This is a genomic window from Actinoallomurus sp. NPDC052274, from assembly GCF_040679475.1.
Taxonomy (GTDB): domain Bacteria; phylum Actinomycetota; class Actinomycetes; order Streptosporangiales; family Streptosporangiaceae; genus Actinoallomurus; species Actinoallomurus liliacearum.
Map to the genome: position 1 here is coordinate 66,166 of NZ_JBFAUT010000019.1, position 19,937 is coordinate 86,102.

General features: G+C 70.6%; 25 protein-coding genes. 14 read left to right on the forward strand and 11 right to left on the reverse strand.

The annotated features are described in order from the left end of the window. Genes AB0K82_RS18320 through AB0K82_RS18330 form a run of 3 tightly spaced genes read left to right on the forward strand, consistent with a single transcriptional unit; the run spans position 1 to position 1,121 of the window. Positions 1-312, forward strand: coding sequence for a DUF3467 domain-containing protein (locus AB0K82_RS18320; protein WP_364398251.1), 312 nt, complete (start codon positions 1-3; stop codon positions 310-312). After that, entirely contained in the window at positions 299-883 is a 585-nt protein-coding gene (locus AB0K82_RS18325) for a molybdenum cofactor guanylyltransferase (protein ID WP_364398253.1), read from the forward strand. Before AB0K82_RS18320 ends, AB0K82_RS18325 begins: the two co-directional genes overlap by 14 nt. Beyond that, the gene (locus AB0K82_RS18330; RefSeq protein ID WP_364398255.1) at positions 876-1,121 is read left to right on the forward strand and encodes a DUF6457 domain-containing protein; all 246 of its coding nucleotides are present in this window, start codon (positions 876-878) and stop codon (positions 1,119-1,121) included. Before AB0K82_RS18325 ends, AB0K82_RS18330 begins: the two co-directional genes overlap by 8 nt. A 62-nt stretch (positions 1,122-1,183) precedes the next feature. Here AB0K82_RS18330 and AB0K82_RS18335 read toward each other — a convergent pair whose 3' ends face one another. After that, on the reverse strand, positions 1,184-1,960 hold the full coding sequence (locus AB0K82_RS18335; RefSeq protein ID WP_364398256.1) for a YoaK family protein: 777 nt from the start codon (positions 1,958-1,960) through the stop codon (positions 1,184-1,186). A 142-nt stretch (positions 1,961-2,102) separates the two neighbouring features. Here AB0K82_RS18335 and AB0K82_RS18340 point away from each other — a divergent pair, with 142 nt between their 5' ends. Continuing rightward, entirely contained in the window at positions 2,103-3,392 is a 1,290-nt protein-coding gene (locus AB0K82_RS18340) for an acyltransferase (protein WP_364398258.1), read from the forward strand. Between the two features lie 14 nt (positions 3,393-3,406). On the opposite strand, the gene AB0K82_RS18345 is transcribed toward AB0K82_RS18340, so the two are convergent. Next, a complete protein-coding gene (locus AB0K82_RS18345; protein ID WP_364398259.1) occupies positions 3,407-3,613 on the reverse strand; it encodes a hypothetical protein in 207 nt (68 codons plus the stop codon). Positions 3,614-3,827: 214 nt separating this feature from the next. Between AB0K82_RS18345 and AB0K82_RS18350 the strand changes: the two genes are divergently transcribed. After that, a complete protein-coding gene (locus tag AB0K82_RS18350) occupies positions 3,828-4,406 on the forward strand; it encodes a hemerythrin domain-containing protein (protein WP_364398260.1) in 579 nt (192 codons plus the stop codon). Here AB0K82_RS18350 and AB0K82_RS18355 read toward each other — a convergent pair. Both AB0K82_RS18355 and AB0K82_RS18360 read right to left on the reverse strand, forming a co-directional pair. Next, the gene (locus AB0K82_RS18355; RefSeq protein ID WP_364398262.1) at positions 4,396-5,052 is read right to left on the reverse strand and encodes a hypothetical protein; all 657 of its coding nucleotides are present in this window, start codon (positions 5,050-5,052) and stop codon (positions 4,396-4,398) included. The genes AB0K82_RS18350 and AB0K82_RS18355 overlap by 11 nt on opposite strands. A 159-nt stretch (positions 5,053-5,211) precedes the next feature. Further along, positions 5,212-6,243: a cation diffusion facilitator family transporter gene (locus tag AB0K82_RS18360; protein WP_364398264.1), complete on the reverse strand. Its 1,032-nt coding sequence runs from the start codon at positions 6,241-6,243 to the stop codon at positions 5,212-5,214. Positions 6,244-6,642: 399 nt separating this feature from the next. Between AB0K82_RS18360 and AB0K82_RS18365 the strand changes: the two genes are divergently transcribed. Both AB0K82_RS18365 and AB0K82_RS18370 read left to right on the forward strand, forming a co-directional pair. Further along, positions 6,643-7,575 (forward strand): ATP-binding cassette domain-containing protein, encoded by a 933-nt coding sequence (locus AB0K82_RS18365; protein ID WP_364398266.1) that lies wholly within the window; start codon positions 6,643-6,645, stop codon positions 7,573-7,575. Then, positions 7,572-8,408 carry an ABC transporter permease gene (locus tag AB0K82_RS18370; protein WP_364398268.1) on the forward strand — a complete coding sequence of 279 codons (837 nt, stop codon included), beginning with the start codon at positions 7,572-7,574 and terminating at the stop codon, positions 8,406-8,408. Before AB0K82_RS18365 ends, AB0K82_RS18370 begins: the two co-directional genes overlap by 4 nt. 245 nt (positions 8,409-8,653) lie before the next feature. Here the strand turns inward: AB0K82_RS18370 and AB0K82_RS18375 are convergent, their stop codons facing one another. Further along, entirely contained in the window at positions 8,654-8,968 is a 315-nt protein-coding gene (locus AB0K82_RS18375; RefSeq protein WP_364398270.1) for a DUF3099 domain-containing protein, read from the reverse strand. Between the two features lie 283 nt (positions 8,969-9,251). Here AB0K82_RS18375 and AB0K82_RS18380 point away from each other — a divergent pair, with 283 nt between their 5' ends. Next, positions 9,252-9,464 carry a dodecin gene (locus AB0K82_RS18380; protein ID WP_364398271.1) on the forward strand — a complete coding sequence of 71 codons (213 nt, stop codon included), beginning with the start codon at positions 9,252-9,254 and terminating at the stop codon, positions 9,462-9,464. Between the two features lie 264 nt (positions 9,465-9,728). On the opposite strand, the gene AB0K82_RS18385 is transcribed toward AB0K82_RS18380, so the two are convergent. Next, complete coding sequence (locus AB0K82_RS18385; RefSeq protein WP_364398273.1) at positions 9,729-11,120, reverse strand: metallopeptidase TldD-related protein; 1,392 nt, start codon at positions 11,118-11,120, stop codon at positions 9,729-9,731. Further along, positions 11,117-12,616: a TldD/PmbA family protein gene (locus AB0K82_RS18390; protein ID WP_364398274.1), complete on the reverse strand. Its 1,500-nt coding sequence runs from the start codon at positions 12,614-12,616 to the stop codon at positions 11,117-11,119. The genes AB0K82_RS18385 and AB0K82_RS18390 overlap by 4 nt, the downstream gene beginning before the upstream one ends. 115 nt (positions 12,617-12,731) lie before the next feature. Between AB0K82_RS18390 and AB0K82_RS18395 the strand changes: the two genes are divergently transcribed. Both AB0K82_RS18395 and fabI read left to right on the forward strand, forming a co-directional pair. Further along, a complete protein-coding gene (locus AB0K82_RS18395; RefSeq protein ID WP_364398276.1) occupies positions 12,732-13,436 on the forward strand; it encodes a beta-ketoacyl-ACP reductase in 705 nt (234 codons plus the stop codon). 71 nt (positions 13,437-13,507) lie between these two features. Further along, complete coding sequence (gene fabI / locus AB0K82_RS18400) at positions 13,508-14,272, forward strand: enoyl-ACP reductase FabI (protein WP_364398278.1); 765 nt, start codon at positions 13,508-13,510, stop codon at positions 14,270-14,272. 157 nt (positions 14,273-14,429) lie between these two features. On the opposite strand, the gene AB0K82_RS18405 is transcribed toward fabI, so the two are convergent. Both AB0K82_RS18405 and AB0K82_RS18410 read right to left on the reverse strand, forming a co-directional pair. Further along, on the reverse strand, positions 14,430-14,531 hold the full coding sequence (locus AB0K82_RS18405) for a DUF397 domain-containing protein (protein WP_364398280.1): 102 nt from the start codon (positions 14,529-14,531) through the stop codon (positions 14,430-14,432). Then, entirely contained in the window at positions 14,528-15,337 is an 810-nt protein-coding gene (locus tag AB0K82_RS18410) for a helix-turn-helix transcriptional regulator (RefSeq protein ID WP_364398281.1), read from the reverse strand. The genes AB0K82_RS18405 and AB0K82_RS18410 overlap by 4 nt, the downstream gene beginning before the upstream one ends. A gap of 161 nt (positions 15,338-15,498) precedes the next feature. Between AB0K82_RS18410 and AB0K82_RS18415 the strand changes: the two genes are divergently transcribed. The 4 genes from AB0K82_RS18415 to AB0K82_RS18430 all read left to right on the forward strand — a co-directional run bounded on the left by AB0K82_RS18415 (position 15,499) and on the right by AB0K82_RS18430 (position 17,735). After that, on the forward strand, positions 15,499-15,897 hold the full coding sequence (locus AB0K82_RS18415) for an ATP-binding protein (protein ID WP_364398368.1): 399 nt from the start codon (positions 15,499-15,501) through the stop codon (positions 15,895-15,897). Beyond that, on the forward strand, positions 15,894-16,226 hold the full coding sequence (locus AB0K82_RS18420; RefSeq protein WP_364398283.1) for a hypothetical protein: 333 nt from the start codon (positions 15,894-15,896) through the stop codon (positions 16,224-16,226). Before AB0K82_RS18415 ends, AB0K82_RS18420 begins: the two co-directional genes overlap by 4 nt. 135 nt (positions 16,227-16,361) lie before the next feature. Then, positions 16,362-16,868: a hypothetical protein gene (locus tag AB0K82_RS18425; protein ID WP_364398285.1), complete on the forward strand. Its 507-nt coding sequence runs from the start codon at positions 16,362-16,364 to the stop codon at positions 16,866-16,868. A gap of 12 nt (positions 16,869-16,880) precedes the next feature. Beyond that, on the forward strand, positions 16,881-17,735 hold the full coding sequence (locus tag AB0K82_RS18430; RefSeq protein ID WP_364398286.1) for a phosphotransferase: 855 nt from the start codon (positions 16,881-16,883) through the stop codon (positions 17,733-17,735). Positions 17,736-17,786: 51 nt separating this feature from the next. Here the strand turns inward: AB0K82_RS18430 and AB0K82_RS18435 are convergent, their stop codons facing one another. Then, complete coding sequence (locus AB0K82_RS18435; RefSeq protein WP_364398287.1) at positions 17,787-19,049, reverse strand: MFS transporter; 1,263 nt, start codon at positions 19,047-19,049, stop codon at positions 17,787-17,789. 174 nt (positions 19,050-19,223) lie between these two features. Then, the gene (locus AB0K82_RS18440) at positions 19,224-19,871 is read right to left on the reverse strand and encodes a hypothetical protein (protein ID WP_364398289.1); all 648 of its coding nucleotides are present in this window, start codon (positions 19,869-19,871) and stop codon (positions 19,224-19,226) included. Positions 19,872-19,937: the final 66 nt, after the last annotated feature.

A 19,937-nucleotide genomic window follows, 5' to 3' on the forward strand; every position in this document is an offset into this window, starting at 1 on the left:
GTGACCGAACAGCCGCAGGAACACCGGGTCGAGATCACCGTTCCGCCCGACCATGAGGTGGGGGCGTACGCCGGGTTCGCGTCGGTGTGGCGCACCCAGGACTCGTTCGTCATCGACTTCTCCACCGCGGTGCGTCCCCCTGAGGTGATGCAGGACACCGAGAGCGGCACCTCGTACGTCCACGTCCCCGCCCAGGTGGTGTCCCGCGTACGGATCCCGCCGAGTCAGGTCTGGGAGCTGATGAAGGCCCTCGAGCAGAACCTCAGCGCGTACGAGCGGGAGAGCGGCAAGAGCGCGCATGACGACGGATGACGCGTACGACGCCGTGATCCTCGCCGGCGGGGCCGCGTCGCGGTTGCGCGGTGCCGACAAGCCCGGTCTGCTCGTCGGCGGGCGGGCGCTGGTGGAGCGCGTCGGCGCGGCCGTGACGAACGCGCGGCGCATCGTGCTCGTGGGGCCGGACCGTCCCGAACTGCCCGCCGCGATCGTCGTCCGGGAGGAGCCGCCGGGGGCCGGGCCGGTGCCCGCCCTGTGCGCCGGGCTGGCGCGGGTGGCGGCGCCCTGGGTGGCCGTGCTCGCCGCCGATCTGCCGTTCCTCACCGCCGATGACGTCGGCGCGCTGCACCGTCGGGCTCGTGGCCGGGCCGGGGCCGTGTACGTCGACGACGAGGAGCATCCTCAGTGGCTGACCGGGGTGTGGCGGACTTCGGCCCTGCGCGACGCCTTGGTCGAGTATCCCGGCGCGTCGCTGCGCGGGCTGATGGCACCGCTCGACCCGGCCCGCGTACGGGCCGCCGGGAGCCGCCCGCCCGCGTGGTACGACTGTGACACGGAGGACGACGTCGTCCAGGCGTCCCGGCTGATCGAGGAGAACGATGCTTGAGGAGTGGCTCGACACGGCCTGCGCGGAGCTCGGTATCGACCGCGCGGAGGTCGACCGTGACCTGGTCCTCGACCTCGCCCGCGACGTCGCGCACGGGGTGGCCCGGCCCGCCGCTCCTCTGACGGCCTACCTGCTCGGCCTGGCCGTGGGCCGTGGCGAGCCCGCCCGGGACGCGGCGGCCCGTATCACCGAACTCGCCACCGAGTGGCCCGCGCACCGGGAGGGCCGGCCGTCGTAGCCGCACGACCGCCGGGACGAGGACGCCGGTCCCCGCGACCGCCACGACGGGGAGTTCTGCTCTCACGACCGCCGGGGACGGGGCACGGCGCGGCCGACGGTCATGGCCGCCACGACCGTGAGGGCGGCGAGCAACGGCAGCGCGGGGGCGACCGGGCGTACCCAGGTCAGGAGCACCGCCTCCAGCGCGGCACCGCCCAGAGCCGCCGTCAGCACCGCCGCGCGCCGGCGCATGGTGAGCGGTGATCCGGTGGTCGCCGTCTCGGTCATGAGCGAGGTCAGCGTTCCGGTGAGGTAGGTGGTCGCGGCCCCGCTCACCGCGAGTGTGTTGACCGCCGTGCTCTGCACGCCCATCGCCGCGGCGGCCCCGGCGATCAGGGCGACCTGCGGGGCGGTGCCGGGCCGGGCCGCCGCGGCGAGCCAGCCGGCGAGCACGGCGGCCTGTGCCACGGGCACGACGGTCAGCGCGGCGACGACCCGATCGGGCCACGGCCCGGGATCCGCGGGCGACGTGTCCCGCAGCCACGACGCGGCGCCGAGCACCCCGGTGGCGTACGCCGTGATGGACACCACGGAGCGTACGGCGCCGCCGGCGTCGGTGTGGACGACGGCGACGCCGAGCAGTACGAGGTTTCCGGTCATGACGCTCGTGAACACGGCGCCGAGCGCGACGAAGCTGAACGCGTCGGCCGCCCCGGAACCCAGCGCGAGCAGGAAGACGGCCGCCGTGACGGCGCCCTCCCGGGGCGCGACCGCAGGCCGTGCGGACCACCTCGGCCGGACCGGCCGCGCGAACCGCCGGAACCGCGCCGGCCGCGGCGTTCGTCTCCCAGGGCTCACGCAGGTCGTGTTCCCGCCTGCGCCCGTTCCATGGCGGCCGCGTCGATCCCGCTCACGCCGCGCTTGATCTTTTCGCGCCGCGCCGCATGCGGTGGACCGGTAGGCTCCCCGAACGATTTCGTCGGAAATGCCGGGAGAGTTGTTGAGTTCCCTTATCGGGGCGGGTTCCAGCCGTGGAGATATCGCCGCGCCGGTCTCCCCGTATACGGTTCGGCGTCCCCGCCTCGCGTGGCTGGACGCGCTCCGCGGGGTGGCGGCGCTGACGGTGGCCCTGCACCATGCGTCCTATGACTACCTTCCCGGAGTACGGCAGGCGGTCCTCGGCTGGTTCGACGCGGGTACTTACGGCGTCATGGTGTTCTTCCTGGTCAGCGGCTACATCGTGCCTGTGTCGCTGGAACGGGACGGCAGCGTACGGCGGTTCTGGATCAGCAGGGTCTTCCGGATCTATCCGCTGTGGACCGTCGCCTGCGGCGTAACGCTCGGGCTGATGACCGCCGGCCTGTACCGGAGCAGGGGAGGGCCGAACGGCCTGACCGCGACGATCGCGCACGCCACGATGCTGCAGGATCTGCTCGCGGTGCCCAATGTGTTGAACGTGCTATGGACCCTCTCTTATGAGATGGCGTTCTATCTGCTGGTGGTGGCCTTCTTCGCCGTCAGAATTCATCGCCGCTCAATGACGATCGCCCTCGTCTTCTCGATGGCGAGTCTGACGTTGGGCGGTGTGCTTCCCACCGCGGCGTTGTCCGGGTCCCGGTACAACGACATGATCGTGCTGCTCGTCGCCCTGCTGGCGGCGGGGACGATCGCCCTCGCTTCGCGGAGCTCGGTCACCGGTGCCGTACTGGGGGGCGCGCTGGCCATCGTCCTCGTGGCGGTGAACGGCCGGGTGAGTCCGGCGGAGGGACTGGCCATCCTGGCGGTCATGTTCACCGGCACGGCGATCCATCGGGCCGAGAAGGGACAGATCGATCACCGCGCCGCCATATCGGCCATCGGCGTCGTGCTGTTGGCGACGGTGCTCACCGGCGTATGGAACATCTATCGCGAGGACATCTCGCTGCAACGCGGTTGGTGCACCGCCATCGTGGCGGCGGCGATGACGTTCTGCCTGGCCATGGCACTGCGCCATCGTCGGATACCGCAGTGGCTGAGCGGCCTCGGCAGGATCAGTTATTCGCTGTACCTGTTGCATCCGGTTCTTCTCGCCGTCTTCCGCGTGGCCTTCGGCGGCGGTCCGGATCGCCCGGAACACGGCAGCGTCCCGCTGTTGATCGCCTTCGTCCCCGTGCTCGTGGCCCTGAGCTGGATGACGCAGCGTTTCGTCGAGGCGCCGGTGCAACGCCTCGGCCGTCGGCTGTCCAGAAGAGCGGAGGAGAAGGGGGACGCCCCTGCGGGTGCCGCTCTCGTCAGGGGTGAGCAGGCGTAGGTCCGACGGCGGGTCTAGCGGATGTCGTCGACCGGGACGGTGTCGCGCAGGAAGCCGCGGCGTGCCAGGAAGGTGCTCAGGTGTTCCTTGTGGTCGTCGCAGGCCAGCCAGACCTTGCGCCGGTCGGCATCGTGGATCTTCGGGTTGTTCCAGCGCAGTGCCCACCGGGCGTCGGCCCGGCAGCCCTTGGCGGAGCACTGGAGGGGTTCGGCGGCGGTCACCTTCCCAGTCTGGCGGATCCGCGAACCGGCCGTGATCCCACGGCGGCGTGATCCGCGCCGCAGCTCATCCACTTCACCCTGACTGTACGTATTCGTAGTGATTTGTTTGGGTTGTGGGTGTCCGGGTAACGGGGGCGAAACGGTTGAGCAGACAGCCGATCCCGCGCGGGCGGGGCTGTCGCTCGTCCCGGGGATCGGCGGATGAGGAGGCACCGTGCCGTCCGATCGTGGATCCCGGGACGTCATCGACGTGCTCACCAGGGATCACCGCCGCGTGAAGGAGATGTTCGTCCGCGTCATCGCGCTTCCTCCCGGAGACAGACGGCGCCGCTACTTCGTGGCGAGCGTGATCACCGAGCTCATGCGTCACGCCCTGACCGAGGAGATGTACCTCTATCCGGCGGTCCGGGCCCACGTGCCGGACGGTGACCGGCTCGCCGCGGAGAAGATCGCGGACCATGCCCGGGCCCGGCAGACGATCAACGAGCTGGACGGGCTCGACCCGTCGGACGCGCGGTTCGACGAGGTGTTCCGCCGCCTCTTCGGGACCACCCAGGAGCATCTCGCGGACGAGGAGACGAACCTCTTCCCGCGACTGGCCGGCGCCTGCGACACCGCCATGCTCCACGACCTGGGCACCAAGGTCGAGCGGGCCAATCGGGCGACGCCCGTGTGGCCGTCCGTCGAACCGGCCGACGTCCCGCCGCTTCACGGATGGTCCCGGCCCGGCCTCACCGATCATTCGGGCCCGGGGCTGGACGGCTGGCCGGGCTCCGGACCCCTCAGGCGGTGAACAGGAGCAGCCCGAACAGCGCCACCCCCGCGGTGAGCCACGCGGCGTACTCCCCGACATGGCCGGAGTGCGCCGCCCGCAGGTGATCGACCACGGGCCGCAGGAGGCGCGGCACCGGGTAGCGGAGGCCGAGCCCCGCGACCACCGCCGCCGGCACGACGCCGGCCGCTCCGCCGGCGAGCCCGGCGGTGGTCCACAGATGGAGCGGAACGGATGCCGCGCGCCAGACGCCGCCGGACAGCACCGCCGAGACGTAGCCGCCGTGGTCGACGAAGATCCCCGCCGCGTGCGAGACGCCGCGGCCCAGCCCGGGCACGAGGCCCAGCACCACGGCGCCCGCGGCGAGGACGACGGCCGGCGCGGCCATGGTCCAGGGCGGGCGCGACAACCTCGGCCCGGTCTCGGTGTCCTCATGCTCGGCCGTGCCGCCGCCGGACGGGCCGGCACCGCGGAACACGCGGAGCCACACCCGCAGCACCGCGCCCGCCGTGAGCGCGGACGCCACCACGCCGACCGGCGCGGCCCACCACCAGCCCGCGCGCTCGGCGGCCTCGTCCATCACGGTCTTGCCGGCCCACAGCCCCGAGGGCGGCATTCCCGCCAGGCCCAGACCGCCGATGAGGAACACCGCGCCGGACACCGGCATCGCGCGCCCGCGACCGTGCAGCTCGCCTTCGTCGAGGGTCTCAAACCGGCTGAGCAGCGTCCCCGCGGCGATGCTCGGTCACCGAGACCGTCGAGATGATCCCCAGGTAGATCACATACAGGGCCGCCCACCACACCGCCGACTCGACGACAGACGGCGTCAGGCCGGCCGGCCGGTCGTCGTGCCCGGGTCCTCCGCCCGCGCCGCCTGGCCGTCTTCGTCGGAACACGAATGGCCGTATACCCGCTCGCCCGACCCGAAACCCGGACGCTGCGCGGCGGACCGCTGCCGCGTCGGGTCGATGAACACGTGCGGGGTCACGGACAGTCGTTCCCCGACCCGCCGGTCGATGTCCTCGGCCATGTCCTCGACCTGCTCGGCGGTGATGTCGTCGACGAAGCTCGCCCGCGCCGCGATGAGGAGATGGTCGGGCCCGAGCCGCATCGTCAGCAGCTCGGCCACGTCGTCGACGCCCTCGGTCGCATTGATCTCCTCGGCGATCAGCCGCTGCTCGTCGGGGTCGGCCGCGTGGCCGATGAGCATGTCCCGGCTGTCGCGGCCGAGACGGTACGCGACGACGATGAGCAGCACGCCGACGGCGACGGACGCGGCACCGTCCCACACCGAGGAGCCGGTGAGCTGGGTGAGGAGCAGGCCGCCCGCGGCGAGGACGAGACCGATGACGGCGGCGGTGTCCTCGAACAGTGCCGCCTTGACCGTCATGTCCGGGCTGCGGCGCACGTGGTCCAGGACCTCCCGGCCCTGGTTCTCGGCCTCCTGCCGCATCTGGTGGACGGCACGGGCGAACGAGATCCCCTCGGCCACGAACGAGACGGCCAGCACGATGTACGCGATCAGCGGATCCTCGTGCCCATGGGGCCGCAGCATCGCGAGGATGCCCTCGAACACGGAGAATCCGGCGCCCGCCACGAAGATCCCGAAGGCCGCCAGCAGCGACCAGAAGTAGCGCTCCTGCCCGTAGCCGAACGGGTGGTCGCGGTCCGGCGGCCGGTTGCTCTTGCGCAGCGACGCGAGCAGGAACGCCTGGTTGAGGGTGTCGGCGAGGGAGTGGGCCGCCTCGGCGAGCATCGCGCTCGAACCGGAGATCAGGCCGGCGGCCAGTTTGGTCGCGGCGACCACCAGGTTGGCGGCCCCGGCGACGAGGACCGTACGACGGGTTGACCGATTCATGGGGGTTCCGTTACCCGTCCCAGACCCGTCGATACGCGTCGGTCCGAGTCCTCCGCGCGAGAAGGCCGAGCAGCCTCCGCGGGGCGGCCGAGCCGCCTGCCCGGGGCGGCCGGGGTGCCTGCGCGGGGCGGTCGGGTCGCCTGCCCGGGGCGGTCGGGGTGCCTGCGCGGGGCGGTCGGGGTGCCTGCGCGGGGCGGTCGGGTCGCCTCCGCGGGGCGGTCGGACCCGGCCACCGGTTCGGGGCGGTCGCTGAAGGGATGCGCCCCGTTCGGCCGACCGGCCACCGGAAATGGCCGGTCGGCGATGCTGGATCGATACGAAGGGTGGATCCGCCGACACGGACGCAGCGTCTAACGTGAACGACCGCACGTCCCCTTTCCCCCAACTCAGGATCTGCTGATGATCGAGGCGAAGAACCTCACCAAACGTTACGGCGACAAGGTCGCCGTGCACGATCTGTCCTTCACCGTCGAGCCCGGCAGGGTCACCGGGTTCCTCGGGCCGAACGGCGCCGGGAAGTCGACGACGATGCGCCTGCTGCTCGGGCTCGACCGCGCGGACGGCGGTGACGCGACCATCGCCGGCCGGCACTACCCGGACCTGCCGCGGCCGCTCTCGGTGGTCGGCGCGCTGCTGGAGGCACGGGCGGTCCACACCGGCCGCAGCGCCTACAACCACCTGCTGTGCCTGGCCCAGACCCAGGGCATCGGCTCCAAGCGCGTCCAGGAGGTCATCGACCTGGTCGGGCTCCACGAGGTCGCCCGCAAACGCGCCGGCGGCTTCTCGCTGGGCATGGGCCAGCGGCTCGGCATCGCGGCGGCCCTGCTAGGCGACCCGGCCGTGCTGATCCTCGACGAGCCGGTCAACGGCCTCGATCCCGAGGGGATCCTGTGGATCCGCAACCTGATGAAGTACCTCGCCGCCGAGGGGCGCACCGTCTTCGTGTCGAGCCACCTGATGAACGAGATGGCGGTCACCGCCGAGCACCTCATCGTCATCGGCCGGGGGCGGCTCATCGCGGACTGCTCGACGGAGGAGTTCATCGAGCGCAGCACCGAGCAGCAGGTGGTCGTCCGCAGCCCGGACGCCGAACGGCTCGCCGCCGTCATCGGTGAGGAGGGCGGCAAGACCACTCTGGACGGCGACGGCGCCCTTCTCGTGTCCGACCTGGAGGCTCCGCGCATCGGCGAGCTCGCCGCCGCAGGCGGCCTCGTGCTGCACGAGCTGACCCCTCGGCGGGGCTCGCTGGAGGAGGCATTCATGGAGCTGACCCGCGAGAGCGTCGAGTACGGCGCGGCGTCGGCCCCGCACGTCGAAGGAGACCCGCGATGACCACCGCTGCCAGCGCGACCGCCGGCCCGGCCGCTCCCGCCGACCACCGGCCGGGCTTCCACCACCTGTTGCTGAGCGAGTGGACCAAGATCCGCTCCGTGCGCTCGACGGTGTGGTCGCTGATCCTGCTGGTCGTCCTCGACCTGGGCTTCACCGCCCTGTTCATGGCCGTCACCGCCGCGCAGTGGGACAAGACCGACCCGGCGGGACGCGCGTCCGTGGCCGCCGACCCGACGAGCACGATCCTCGGCAGCGGGTTCTTCCTCAGCCAGCTCACCGTCTGCGTGCTCGGCGTCATGGTGATGGCCTCGGAGTACTCCACCGGGATGATCCGCGCCAGCCTCCTCGCGGTGCCCCGGCGGCTGCCCATGCTCGCCGCCAAGGCGACGGTGTTCGGCCTGCTGATCCTGGTCCTCGGAACGGTGGTGTCGTTCGCCTCCTTCTTCATCGGCGCGCCGATCCTCCACTCCAAGGTGCCGGTGTCGCTGAGCGACCCGGGCGTCCTGCGCGCCATCGTCGGCGGCGGGCTCTACCTCGCCCTGCTGGGGCTGTTCGCGCTGGCGATCGGCGGGATCGTCCGGCACACCGCGGCGGGCATCACGGGAGTGATCGGGTTCGTACTGGTCCTCGCCCCGTTGACCCAGTTGCTGCCCGGCAGCATCGGCAAGCACGTCCACGCGTACCTGCCCTCCGAGGCGGGCCACCTGATCGCCCAGGCCCATCAGGGCAAGAGCGACCTGCTGACACCGTGGCAGGGGTTCGGGGTCTTCTGCCTCTGGACCGTCGTCATGCTGGCGATCGCGGCGATTCTGTTGAAGCGGCGCGACGCCTGACAGGCGGTGCACGGGAGGTCGGCGGCTCGCCGCCCTGATCGACCGGGAATCAGCCCAGGTCGGCGGCGAACTGAATAAGAGGAGAAAAGTGGCGGCGCCGGGAGGATACGGGGGCAATCCTCCCGGCGCCGCAATCATCGGTGTTCCGACGGGGGCCCGGAACACCGGCACGGGCGCTCCGACGGGGGACCAGAGCGCCGGAACAAATCGTACACCGAACCCCCCCTCTGTTAGTCAAGAGATTGTCACGAGCCGATTTCGTCGCGCGGGCCGGAAATCTCTTTTCGGTCAACGGTGTTTGGCTCGTACGGCGTGAATCGAGAGGCCGAGTCGGGCTCACGGCCGCCGTTCGCAAAGATGACGGCGACGTAGGGCAACACCACCGCGCCGAGCAGCGCGACGATCGCCAGCAACCGCCATGAGCCGGGAAGCGTCACGGCGAAGATGATGCTCAGCAGGAAGCAGAGCGCTCGCACGCCCATCGTGAGCAGGTAGCGGCGCTCCCGGTAGCCGATGTCCTCGGACAGGGGCCGGCGGGCGTCCGTCACCGTGTACACCACGGGCCGCTCATGTCGCCGGGGCGGTCTCACCTTCACACCTCCAAGGTAGTCGTCGTGCGGAACCGGGCAAGTGCCCGGGTGATCCGCGCCGGTCCGGTACGACGCCCCCGCCCGAGACCGCGCGCCGATCCGGTACGACACCTCGCCCGAGACCGCGCGCCGGGTCGCCCGGCGACCTCGGGCAACGTGGCCGGGCGGGGGCGCCCGCTTCGCATCGCATGGCGCGTGCGGCGGGCGGGAAGGAGGATCAAAGCAGGTTCATCGCGGCGCGGGAGGAACTGTCATGACGGACCGGACATACCGGGTAACGGAGATCGTGGGCACCTCACCGGACAGCGTGGACGCCGCGATCCGCAACGCGCTCAGACGGGCCGGGCAGACGCTGCGGCACCTGGACTGGTTCGAGGTCACCGAGGTGCGCGGCCAGATCGTCGACGGCGAGGTCGCCCACTACCAGGTGGGTCTCAAGGTGGGCTTCCGCCTCGAGGACGCCTGAGCGGCACGCCCGCCGCACACGGCGACGGACCGACCCCCGGTCTCCCGTACGGTCACCGGGCCCTCGTACGGCCCCCTGTGTCTCGCGTACGGCTCCCGGTCCGTACGGGATCGCGCTGGATCTCCCGTACGGCCACGGGCCCCGGTACGGCGGCCGGAGCGCCGGCGGCCGGCTGAGCGGTCGGTCGGCCGACCGGTCCGAGTCGGCCGACCGTTTTCGGGCGCGGTCGGCCGACGTTACGGACATAGTCGGCGGGGTAGATCGTTAGTTGGCTTTGCTGACCGTCGACATGTTGAAGTCGGTGATCCGGAGCGGCGGCATCGCCGTACGGGTGAAGTAGTCGGACCACTCGCGGCCGAGCGTCCGCTGCGACGCGCCGGCCTCCGCGATGCGGGCCAGCATGCCGACCGGGCTCTCGTTGAACCGGAAGTTGTTCACCTCACCGACGACCTCGCCGTCCTCGACGAGGTACACGCCGTCGCGGGTCAGGCCGGTGAGCAGCAGCGACTGCGGGTCGACCTCGCGGATGTACCAAAGGCAGGTGAGCAGCAGCCCGCGACGGGTGCCCGCGATCATCTCGTCGAGCGTCTTCGCGCTGCCCGGCACCTCCATCAGCAGGTTGTCGACGCCGGGAGTGAACGGCAGGCCGGTCAGCCCGGCAGAGTGACGGGTCTGCAGCAGCGCGGACAGCCGGCCCTCGGAGATCCAGTCGACCGACCGGAGCGCGACCCCGTTGTCGAACGCCGACGAGTCACGGCTGGACGCGTGCGCCACCGCGAACGGCGTGCACTCCAGGCCGGGCGCCGCCGGGTCGCTGTACAGCCGGACCGGCGTGTCGGTCAGGCTCTCGCCGACCCTGGTGCCCCCGCCCGGCTTGCTGAAGACGGTACGGCCGTCGTTCGCGTCGCGGGCTCCGGCGGACCAGTAGAGGTAGACCATGAGGTCGGCCACCGCGCTGGGCGGCAGCAGCGTCTCGTAGCGGCCGGCGGGCAGGTCGATCCGCCGCCGCCCCCACTCGAGGCGCCGGGCGAGGTCGTCGGCGAGCGCCGTGACGTCGACGTCGCGGAAGTCCCGGGTGCCGACGCCGTTCCAGGCGGACCGGGACAGGTCGTCGGACTTGGCGTTCAGCTCCACCTTCCCGGTCGGCTCGTCGGACCGGAGCCGCAGTCCGGCCGAGGTGCCGAGGAAGGTGGTGTTCATCGAGTGTTCGGCGAAGCCGTACAGCCTGCGGGCGTTCCCCTCCGCCGCGGCGAACGCCTCCCCGAGCGACGGCGCGAAGCCCTCGAAGACGCCGATGGACGTCTCGGCCGGCGGGTCCTCCCAGCGGCCGCTCGGACCGGCCTCGGCCGCCTCGATCAGCGAGGTGGCGTCCTCGGCCGGGGCGTTGTCGGCCGCCGCGCGCTCGGCCGCGCGCACCAGGTCCTCGACCTGGTCCGCGGTCACTCCCGCACGGGACATGACACCCGTCGAGACGCCCTCGGCCTTGTTCTTGATCGCGATGACGGTGAGCCGCCGGGAGCGGGTGACGCCGTTGGTGGTCAGCGTGTTGCCCGCCCAGCGCAGGTTCGTGCCGCTGGACTCGTCGGCGATGACGACGCAGCCGTCGGTGCGCGACAGCGACAGCGCCCGCTCGACCGTCTCCTGCGGGGTGGTCACTTGCCCGCCTCCTTCACCGCGTTGAGGATGTTGACGCCGCGGAACAGCGCGGAGGGCGTGCCGTGGCTGACCGGCGCGACCTGGCCGGGCTGGCCCTTGCCGCAGTTGAACGCGCCGCCGAGGACGTAGGTCTGCGGCCCGCCGACGGCCTCCATCGAGTTCCAGAAGTCGGTGGTCGTCGCCTGGTAGGCGGCGTCCCGCACCTGGCCCGCGAGCCGGCCGTTCTCGATCTTGAAGAACCGCTGGCCGGTGAACTGGAAGTTGTAACGCTGCATGTCGATCGACCAGCTCTTGTCGCCGACCACGTAGAGCCCGCGCTCGACGCCGGCGATGAGCTCCTCGGTGGACGGGCCGTCCGGGGCCGGCCGCAGCGAGACGTTCGCCATCCGCTGCAGCGGCATGCTCGACGGCGAGTCGGCGAACGCGCAGCCGTTGGACCGCTCCGCCCCGGTCAGCCGCGCGATCCGCCGGTCCAGCTGGTAGCCGACGAACAGGCCGTCGCGGACGATGTCCCAGCGCTGCGTCTCGACGCCCTCGTCGTCGTAGCCGATCGTGGCCAGGCCGTGCTCGGCGGTGCGGTCCCCGGTGATGTTCATGACCTTGGAGCCGTACTGCAGGCTGCCGAGCTTGTCGGGCGTCGCGAACGACGTGCCGGCGTAGGCCGCCTCGTACCCGAGCGCCCGGTCGAGCTCGGTCGCGTGCCCGATCGACTCGTGGATGGTCAGCCAGAGGTTCGACGGGTCGATGACGAGGTCGTACGTCCCGGCCTCGACCGACGGCGCCGCGAGCTTCTCGGCCAGCAGCTCGGGGATGCGGGCCAGCTCGTCGTCCCAGTCCCACGCGCTGCCGGTGAGGTACTCGTAGCCGCGGCCGGCCGGCGGGGCGAGCGTGCGCATCGTGTCGAACGCGCCGTCGCGGATGCCGACGGCGGTCAGCACCGGGTGCAGCCGCACCCGCTGCTGCGTCGTGACGGTCCCAGCCGTGTCGGCGTAGAACTTGTTCTCCTTGACCTGCAGGAGCGACGCGTCGGCGTGCGCGACGCGGTCGTCGCGCAGCAGCCGGGCGCTCCAGTCGGCCAGCAACGCGGTCTTGTCGCGTACGGCGACGTCGAACGGGTCGACCTCGTACGCGGAGATCCAGACCCGCTCGCCGTGCGCGGGCTCGGCGGCCAGCTCGATGCGTTCGCGGTTGATGGCCGCGGCGATCTTGGCGACCTCGACCGCCTGCTCGGCGACCCGGACGGCCGCGTCCGTGGTCAGGTCGATACCCGAGGCGAATCCCCAGGTGCCGTTCAGGATCACCCGGACGGCGAAACCGGTGTCGTCGGCGTCGATGGCCGTCTCGAGGTTGCCGTCGGACAGGCGCAGCGTCTGGTGACGGATGCGCTCGAGGCGGAAGTCGACGTGCTCCGCGCCGAGTTCGCGCGCCCTGGACAGCGCCGCGTCGGCCAGCACCCGCGACGGTAGCGCGGTGAAGTCTGAGTCGATCTCTCTCACTTGAGCAACCTATCGCGTCCTACAAAGACCGGCCGGTCCTCCTTGGCGGTGCCGTGCTCGTGTTACCTATCGGTAGGGCAATAGGCTCGCCACGATCGAACTGGAGGTTTGTCGAATGAGTCGCTCCGTCCTGGTCACCGGAGGCAACCGGGGAATCGGGCTGGCCATCGCCCACGAGCTGAAGGACGCCGGGGACGCCGTCGCCGTGACCTACCGCTCCGGAGAGCCCCCGGAGGGCCTGTTCGGAGTGCGCTGTGACATCACCAGCGCCGAGGACGTCGACGCCGCGTTCGGGAAGGTCGAGGCCGAGCAGGGCCCGGTCCAGGTGCTCGTCGCCAACGCCGGCATCACCAGGGACAACCTGCTGGCGCTGATGAGCGAGGACGAGTTCACCTCCGTCCTCGACACCAACCTCACCGGCGCCTATCGCGTCGCCAAACGTGCCGTACGCGGCATGATGCGCAAGCGCAACGGCCGGATCATCCTCGTGTCCTCCGTCGTCGGGCTGCTCGGCTCCGGCGGGCAGGCCAACTACGCCGCCTCCAAGGCCGGTCTCGTCGGCTTCGCCCGGTCGCTGGCCCGCGAGCTCGGTTCGCGCAACATCACGGTGAACGTCGTCGCGCCCGGCTTCGTGGACACCGACATGACCGCTGCGCTGGGGGAGGACCGCCAGGCGGAGATCAAGAAGCAGATCCCGCTGGGCCGCGTCGCCCAGCCGGCCGAGATCGCCAAGGCCGTCCGCTTCCTCGCCGGGGAGGACGCCGCCTACATCACCGGCGCCGTGATCCCCGTCGACGGCGGCCTCGGCATGGGTCACTGACCCCGCGCATCCCCGAAACGAGCACCGGGCCGCGGGCGACCGGCGGCCGACATCTGGAAATGGGACACTGAATGGGCATTCTCGACGGCAAGCGGATCCTCGTCACCGGCGTCCTCACCGACGCCTCCATCGGCTTCCATGTGGCACGGCTCGCCCAGTTGGAGGGCGCCGAGCTCGTCCTCACCGGGTACGGCCGCATGTCGCTCGTCGAACGCATCGCCAAGCGCCTCCCGGAGGCCGCGCCGGTCATCGAGCTGGACGTCACCGACGCCGAGCACCTCGACGGCCTCGCCGGGAAGGTCGCCGAGCACGTGGACGGGCTCGACGGGATCGTGCACTCCATCGGGTTCGCGCCGCAGACCGCCATGGGCGGCAACTTCATAAACACCGAGTGGGACGACGTCGCCACCGCGGTGCAGGTCTCGGCCTACTCCCTGAAGTCCCTGACGGCCGCCTGCCTGCCGCTGATGAAGAACGGCGGCTCGGTCGTCGGCCTGGACTTCGACGCCACCCAGGCCTGGCCGGTGTACGACTGGATGGGCGTGGCGAAGGCCGGCCTGGAGTCGACCGCCCGCTACCTCGCCAAGTACCTCGGCCCGGACGGCGTGCGCGTCAACCTCGTCGCCGCCGGACCGCTCAAGACCATGGCGGCCAAGAGCATCCCGGGCTTCGAGGAGTTCACGAACGTCTGGCCGGACAAGGCCCCGCTGGGCTGGGACGTCGCGGACCCGGAGCCGACCGCCAAGGCCTGCGTCGCGCTGCTGTCCGACTGGTTCCCCGCGACGACGGGTGAGATCGTCCACGTCGACGGCGGCGTGCACGCCGTCGGCGGCTGAGGTTCGAGAACGGCCTGGCGCCCCGCCTGCTCGGCGGGGCGCTCGGTGGCCGGTGGCGGGTCGGCGTCGGTGACCTCGCCGAGGTGGCGGATGCCGACCCGCCCGGATGGTCCGGCCCCACTGAGGTGTGAGCGGAGGGGCTTTCGTACGTCCGGCGTCAGGCGGACCGGGTGTCCTCCAGGACGGTGACCTCGACGCACTGGCCGCCGGAGTTGCCGCTGCGGCTGCTCTTCTTCCAGGGCTGCTGGTTGAGATTCACAGGTACTCCTTCACCTTGTTCAGGCTGTCCTCGCCCGGCAGCGCCGACGTCCGGACGAGATCCCACGTTAACGTGATCTCCCGGACACGCGCCTGCTGATCGATCAGATAGCCGCCGCGCACGGCGTCGACGTAGGCGATGTCCGCGCCGTCGTGGAAGCTGAGGATGGTGAACGCCCCTTCCAGCCCGGCGTACGTCTGCGCGGACTCGGGGACGACCTGAAGCGTGACGTTGTAGCGGTCGGCGATCTCGAGGAGATGGCCGAGCTGGGCGGCCATGACGTCTGGTCCGCCGACCTGGCGGCGAAGTGCCGCCTCATCGATCAGCGCCCATAGCCGGGCGGGCGCGGGGTCCGCACGGAAGAGGATCCGCTGGCGCTCCAGGCGGGCCGCCACGGAGTGCTCCAGCTCGTCAGGACCGCGTCCGGCCCGGAGGACGGCCGTGGCGTAGTCCTCGGTCTGGAGAAGGCCGGGGATGAGCAGCGGATCGTGCGTCCGTAGCTGATCGGCGGTTCGTTCCTTCTCGACGTATCCCCGGAAGAAGCTGGGGACGGCCTCTTTCTTGATCAGGTCGTACAGGTGACCGAAGCGGTCGGTGTGGAAGTAGGCGTCGAGGGCTTCCGCGTGGTGGCGCCTGGGCACGCGTTCGGCCAGTTCGAACATGCTCACGATGGGTCTGGTCCAGCGGAGCTCGGCGGCCAGTTGGTCCTGGGTGAGTTGCTCGTGTTCGCGGTGCCTTCGCAGTTCATATCCGAAGTAGGCGGTGGGGGAATCGCCCGGTCTGAGCTGCTTTGCTGGTCTGCCCATTTATACCCCTTATATCGACGTGGCGTTTGTCGCGAGTCGCGGTGCGCCGCCTTGTGACGAAAAGCGGGTGGCCAGCATAACGCCGTCCTGCCATGGTGAGAAAGGGCCAACCCGGAACGGGAACAGGATAACCACGACACAGAGGGGAGCCGGCCGTGCCGATGCTATGTGGCGACCCCGATCAACGATGCGTTATACATCCGACGGCGGATCGCCGATCGGTGAGGCGCATCCGGCGCTTCCTTCGAGACGTACTCACAGACTGGAAATGTGGCGAGCTGCTGATCGATAACGCGATCAGCGTCGTCGCCGAGCTGTCCAACAACGTTATTCTTCACGTAGAGAACGTCACAGAATTCCGGGTCGTGGTGTCCCGCGAAGCCGGGAAGCTCTGTCTTGAAGTATGGGACCCCTCCGGCGACATCCCCGAGCCGCGTCACGCGGGCGTCGAGGACACCGCCGGCAGAGGTCTCGCCATGGTCGAGGCGCTGTGCGAGTCGTTCGAGTGGCGGCGCGACGACCACGGCAAGATCGCGAGGGCGGTGCCATGCGCCGAGTGACGGGGATCGGCAAGGCGGATGCCGACAGGATGACCGCGCGGATCGAAGGCCGTTATCCCGGTTGGATCGTCGGCTACGGCGTCTGTCACGGATACGGCTACGAAGGCCGGGTGCTGAAGCCCTGGTGGGCGCTTACGGACCGGCTGGCGAGTAGGACGTTCTTCGTGCGACTCGAAGCCGATTCGGCGGCCGAACTGGAGAAGCGGATGGCCTACTACGAGGACCGGCTCGCCAGACGCCAGGACTTCAGCATATTCGCGAATTTCCCGGTGTCGGGCTATCTGGTGAAGCGGGATGAAAGCCCGGCAGAAACGACGCTGGTCGCATGAACTCCACCGCGCTGATGCCTTCGGAGACGACCTGCATCAGCACCGTGGTCACCAATATAGACGCGACTGTGAAGGGAGCAGGCCGGTAAACAGCTCCACGTCAGTAGCAGCATCATCAACCGGAAGGAGCCGGTCGTGACGATCACGACGGAACATCCTCTGCACCAGGCCCAGGTCGATCCGAAGGACCCACGAGACCTCGTCTCACCCGAGGTCTTCGAGAAGGTCACCACGCACCTCGCCAAGAAGATGGAGGTGACGAAGGTCTACGCCGAGCGGATGTTCGGCCAGGCCCTCGTCTTCCTCAAGGCGTACGCCGACACCCGCAAGGCCAAGTCCAAGGCCATGCTGCTGCCGGACGGCGCGGGCTACCGGGTCGTCCCGGACGTCACGGTCGACCCGGCCTGGCACGCCTTCATCGAGCACACCGAGGACTACGTGCCGTTCTGCAGGGAGATCGCGGGCGAGTACATCCACCACCGGCCGGTGCTGACCGCGGAGATGCGGTCCGGCCACGCGCTGGAACACACTCTCCCGGCGTTGTACGCCACCGGCTACCGCGTAGACCCCGAGTTCTGGTCCACCGCGACGAGTTGCTGCCCGCCCTGCTGCGCACCGCCCATCCTTCCGCCGCTTTCCTAGAGTAGGAGTCCCATGCGCACCGCCTGGACCGAGCTGCCTGGACAACTCCAGGCAGCGATAAAGGACCGCGCCGGTCGGATTCGTGCCCTCCAACCGGCTACACGGGGAAACCACGCGGACTTCGCGTCCACATTGCATACGTCGGACGGACGTGTATTCGTCAAAGCCGCGCGGAAGGTGTCGACGGACGTCGACGGTCCCGAGGTCCGGGCGCTGCGCTGGGAAGCGGCGATCAATCCGTACGTGGCCGAGCTCGCCCCCCGGCTTCTGTGGCGGGCGGAGGCCGGGGAGTGGCTCGCCCTCGGATTCGAACATGTAGCCGGCCGACATGCCGATTACTCGCCCGGCTCTCCAGATCTGGCCGCACTCGATCGGGTGATTCGTACGCTTCAGGAGACGGTCGCTCCTGAGGTGGTCAAGGGTCGCGTGGAACGCCGTTGGACTTTGGCGGATGTCGATGTGTCCGGTGCGGCCGGTGATGTGCTGCTGCATACTGACATCAACGCGGACAACCTGTTGATCACCCCGGACGAACGTGTCTATCTCGTGGACTGGGCGTTCGTCGCGCGAGGTGCGGCCTGGGTCGAGTTGGGCTTGATGATTCCGTGGCTGATCAAAGCCGGCCATAGCCCTTCCCGGGCGGCGGCATGGGCTGAACGGTTCCCGGCATGGAACCGGGCCGATTCAGCCGCGATCGATGCGTTCTCCATGGCGCTCGCACAGTGCTGGCGCGTGCGATGTGAGCACGACCAAGCAGAATGGGTCGCAGAGCGCGCGGCGCTCACGCGACAGTGGGCTGAACATCGACTGAGAGGGCGAGAGGTGAACGGCGTGGGCGAGAAGCCGAGCGGCGTCAGCTGGGCCTGATCTGCCCCGCGCAGGGGACGATGGCCGGTATCGCATCGCCGACTCCTCTGCTCAGCTCACCGTGCGGGGTTCTTCGCGGGTCCGATCGGCGTCGGCGGCGGCACGTCGCGTCGCGGTCGTCAGGCTCGGCTCCATCAGTCGTACGGCGACGAGGGCGAGGCAGTCGATCGCGCCGAGGGCGACCCACGGCAGGGCGCGGTGGACACTGAACAGCCGGGTGAAGAACGCTGGCGCGATGATCCCGGCGAGGGTGAACGAGTACTGGAAGGCGGCCATGTAGCGGCCCCTGAGTTCGACGGGGGAGATCGCGGCCGCCAGCGCCATCGAGACCGGTGCGTGCATCACCTCGGCCAGGGTGAACAGCACCGTCGCGCCGGCCAGCACGGGGATCGTCACGGCCGGCCGGCCGGGGACGAGACCGGCCAACACGAAGCACCACGCGGCCCACAGGGCGGTCGCGGTCATCAGCACCCGGGTGCGCCGGTACCCGGCGAGTCGCTCGACGACGGGTGCGGCCAGCACCGACACCAGGACGGTGTTGCCCACGAAGAGCGCGGACGCGAGCCAGGACGGCCCTCGAAGGCCGGTGAGCACGAACGTGGGCAGGGCCAGGCCGAGCATCATGCTCGTCATCGCCAGGACGGTGTTGACACCGGTCAGGGCGAGGAACGGGCGGTCCCGGAGGAGCGTTCCATATCCGGATCGGGCCCGTCCGGTGCCGTCGCGGCGGCGTGGCGCGCGGACGAAGACGCCGATCGCGGCGGCGGCCACCGCGAAACAGCCGGCCGCGCCGTAGGCGAGCGCGCGATAGGCGGCGGCGCGGCCGTCGGCCATGACGGCGCCCGTGATCAGGCCGCCCACGCCGAGCCCCGCGGTACGGGTCATGTTGGCCCAGGCGAACCAGGAGTCGGTGCTCCGGGCGGAGGGGCTCGCGTCGGCGTAGTCCGCGATCGCGGTGAAGACGGAGGACCAGAAGAACCGCACGCCCACGGCCACCAGGGCCGCCGCGAGAAGGACGCCGACGGGAGTCCGCACGTGGACGTAGGCGAGGTAGCCCAGCGCCTGCATGACCTGGGCCGCGACGACCAGGGGCAGGGCGCCCAGCCGGTCGGCCAGCGCACCGACCCACACGGGGACGGGGAGCGTGACGGCGTTGGCGGCACTGATCAGGACGCCGAGCAGACCGAGCGGGATGTCGGTGAACCGGGTGAAGAAGACCAGCGACAACGGAAGGAAGAGCCCGTTGCCGACCGCGTCGACGACCAACGCGCCGATCAGGACGCCGCCCCCACGAGCCTTGATCGAATCCGCCATCTCCGGCGTCACTCTAACGGACTTCGCACCGCCGTCTCAGGCCCGAACCGTGGTCGGCGGCGGACGTCAGGACAGCGTCGGCGGCAGGCCGCCAGGACGGCGTCGGCGACCTCGCCGTCGCCTCCTGGACGGTCGATGGGTCCGCGCCGGCGGGGTTCTGGACGTACCCGACCGTCAGCGCGGCCGGCGCAGGCGGCGGCCGAGCACGCTCAGATTGAGCGCCGTGACCGCGCCGATCAGGCCCGAGGCGGTCGCCACCAGGAGCGGCGGCACCGGGTCGCTCTCGGGGGCGCTGGCGGCCACGAGGCGGGCCGGGGTGGCCTGGTCCTGGCCGACCGGCGAGTCCTGTGGGGACACGACCGGATCCCGCGACACGATGTCGGGCAGCGCGGGGCCCTGCTGCTGCGGCGCGGCGACCTCAGGGGCGCTGCCGCCCGCACCGGCCGCCGGCGGGGCGATCGGCGCGTGCACCGAACCCGAACCGCTCGAGCCGCCGGAGCCGCCGGAGCCGCCGCCCGAGCCGGAGTGCGTGGCGCGGCCGGAGGCGGGCTTCGGCTTGGGTTGTGGCTTGGGCTTGCTCGGCTTCGTCGTCGGTTTGGACGATCCGCTGCCGCCCGACTTCGGCGGAGACGAGGCGCTGCCCTTTCCGCCGTTCAAGATGCTGCACAGCAGGGGGCCGAGCTTGCACTCACCCGCCGTACGGACCGCGGCGCTCGTCTCCGCCGACGCCGGACCGGTGCCGATCGCGAAGAACACCACCGCGCCGGCGGACACCGTCGCCGATGCCGCACCGACGCGCCGCCAGTCTCGCCTTGGACCCATGTCACTCCCTGCGTCGCTCCCGTTGTTACTGACAACTGGTCCAACGAGACGAGCGTTACACGGAAA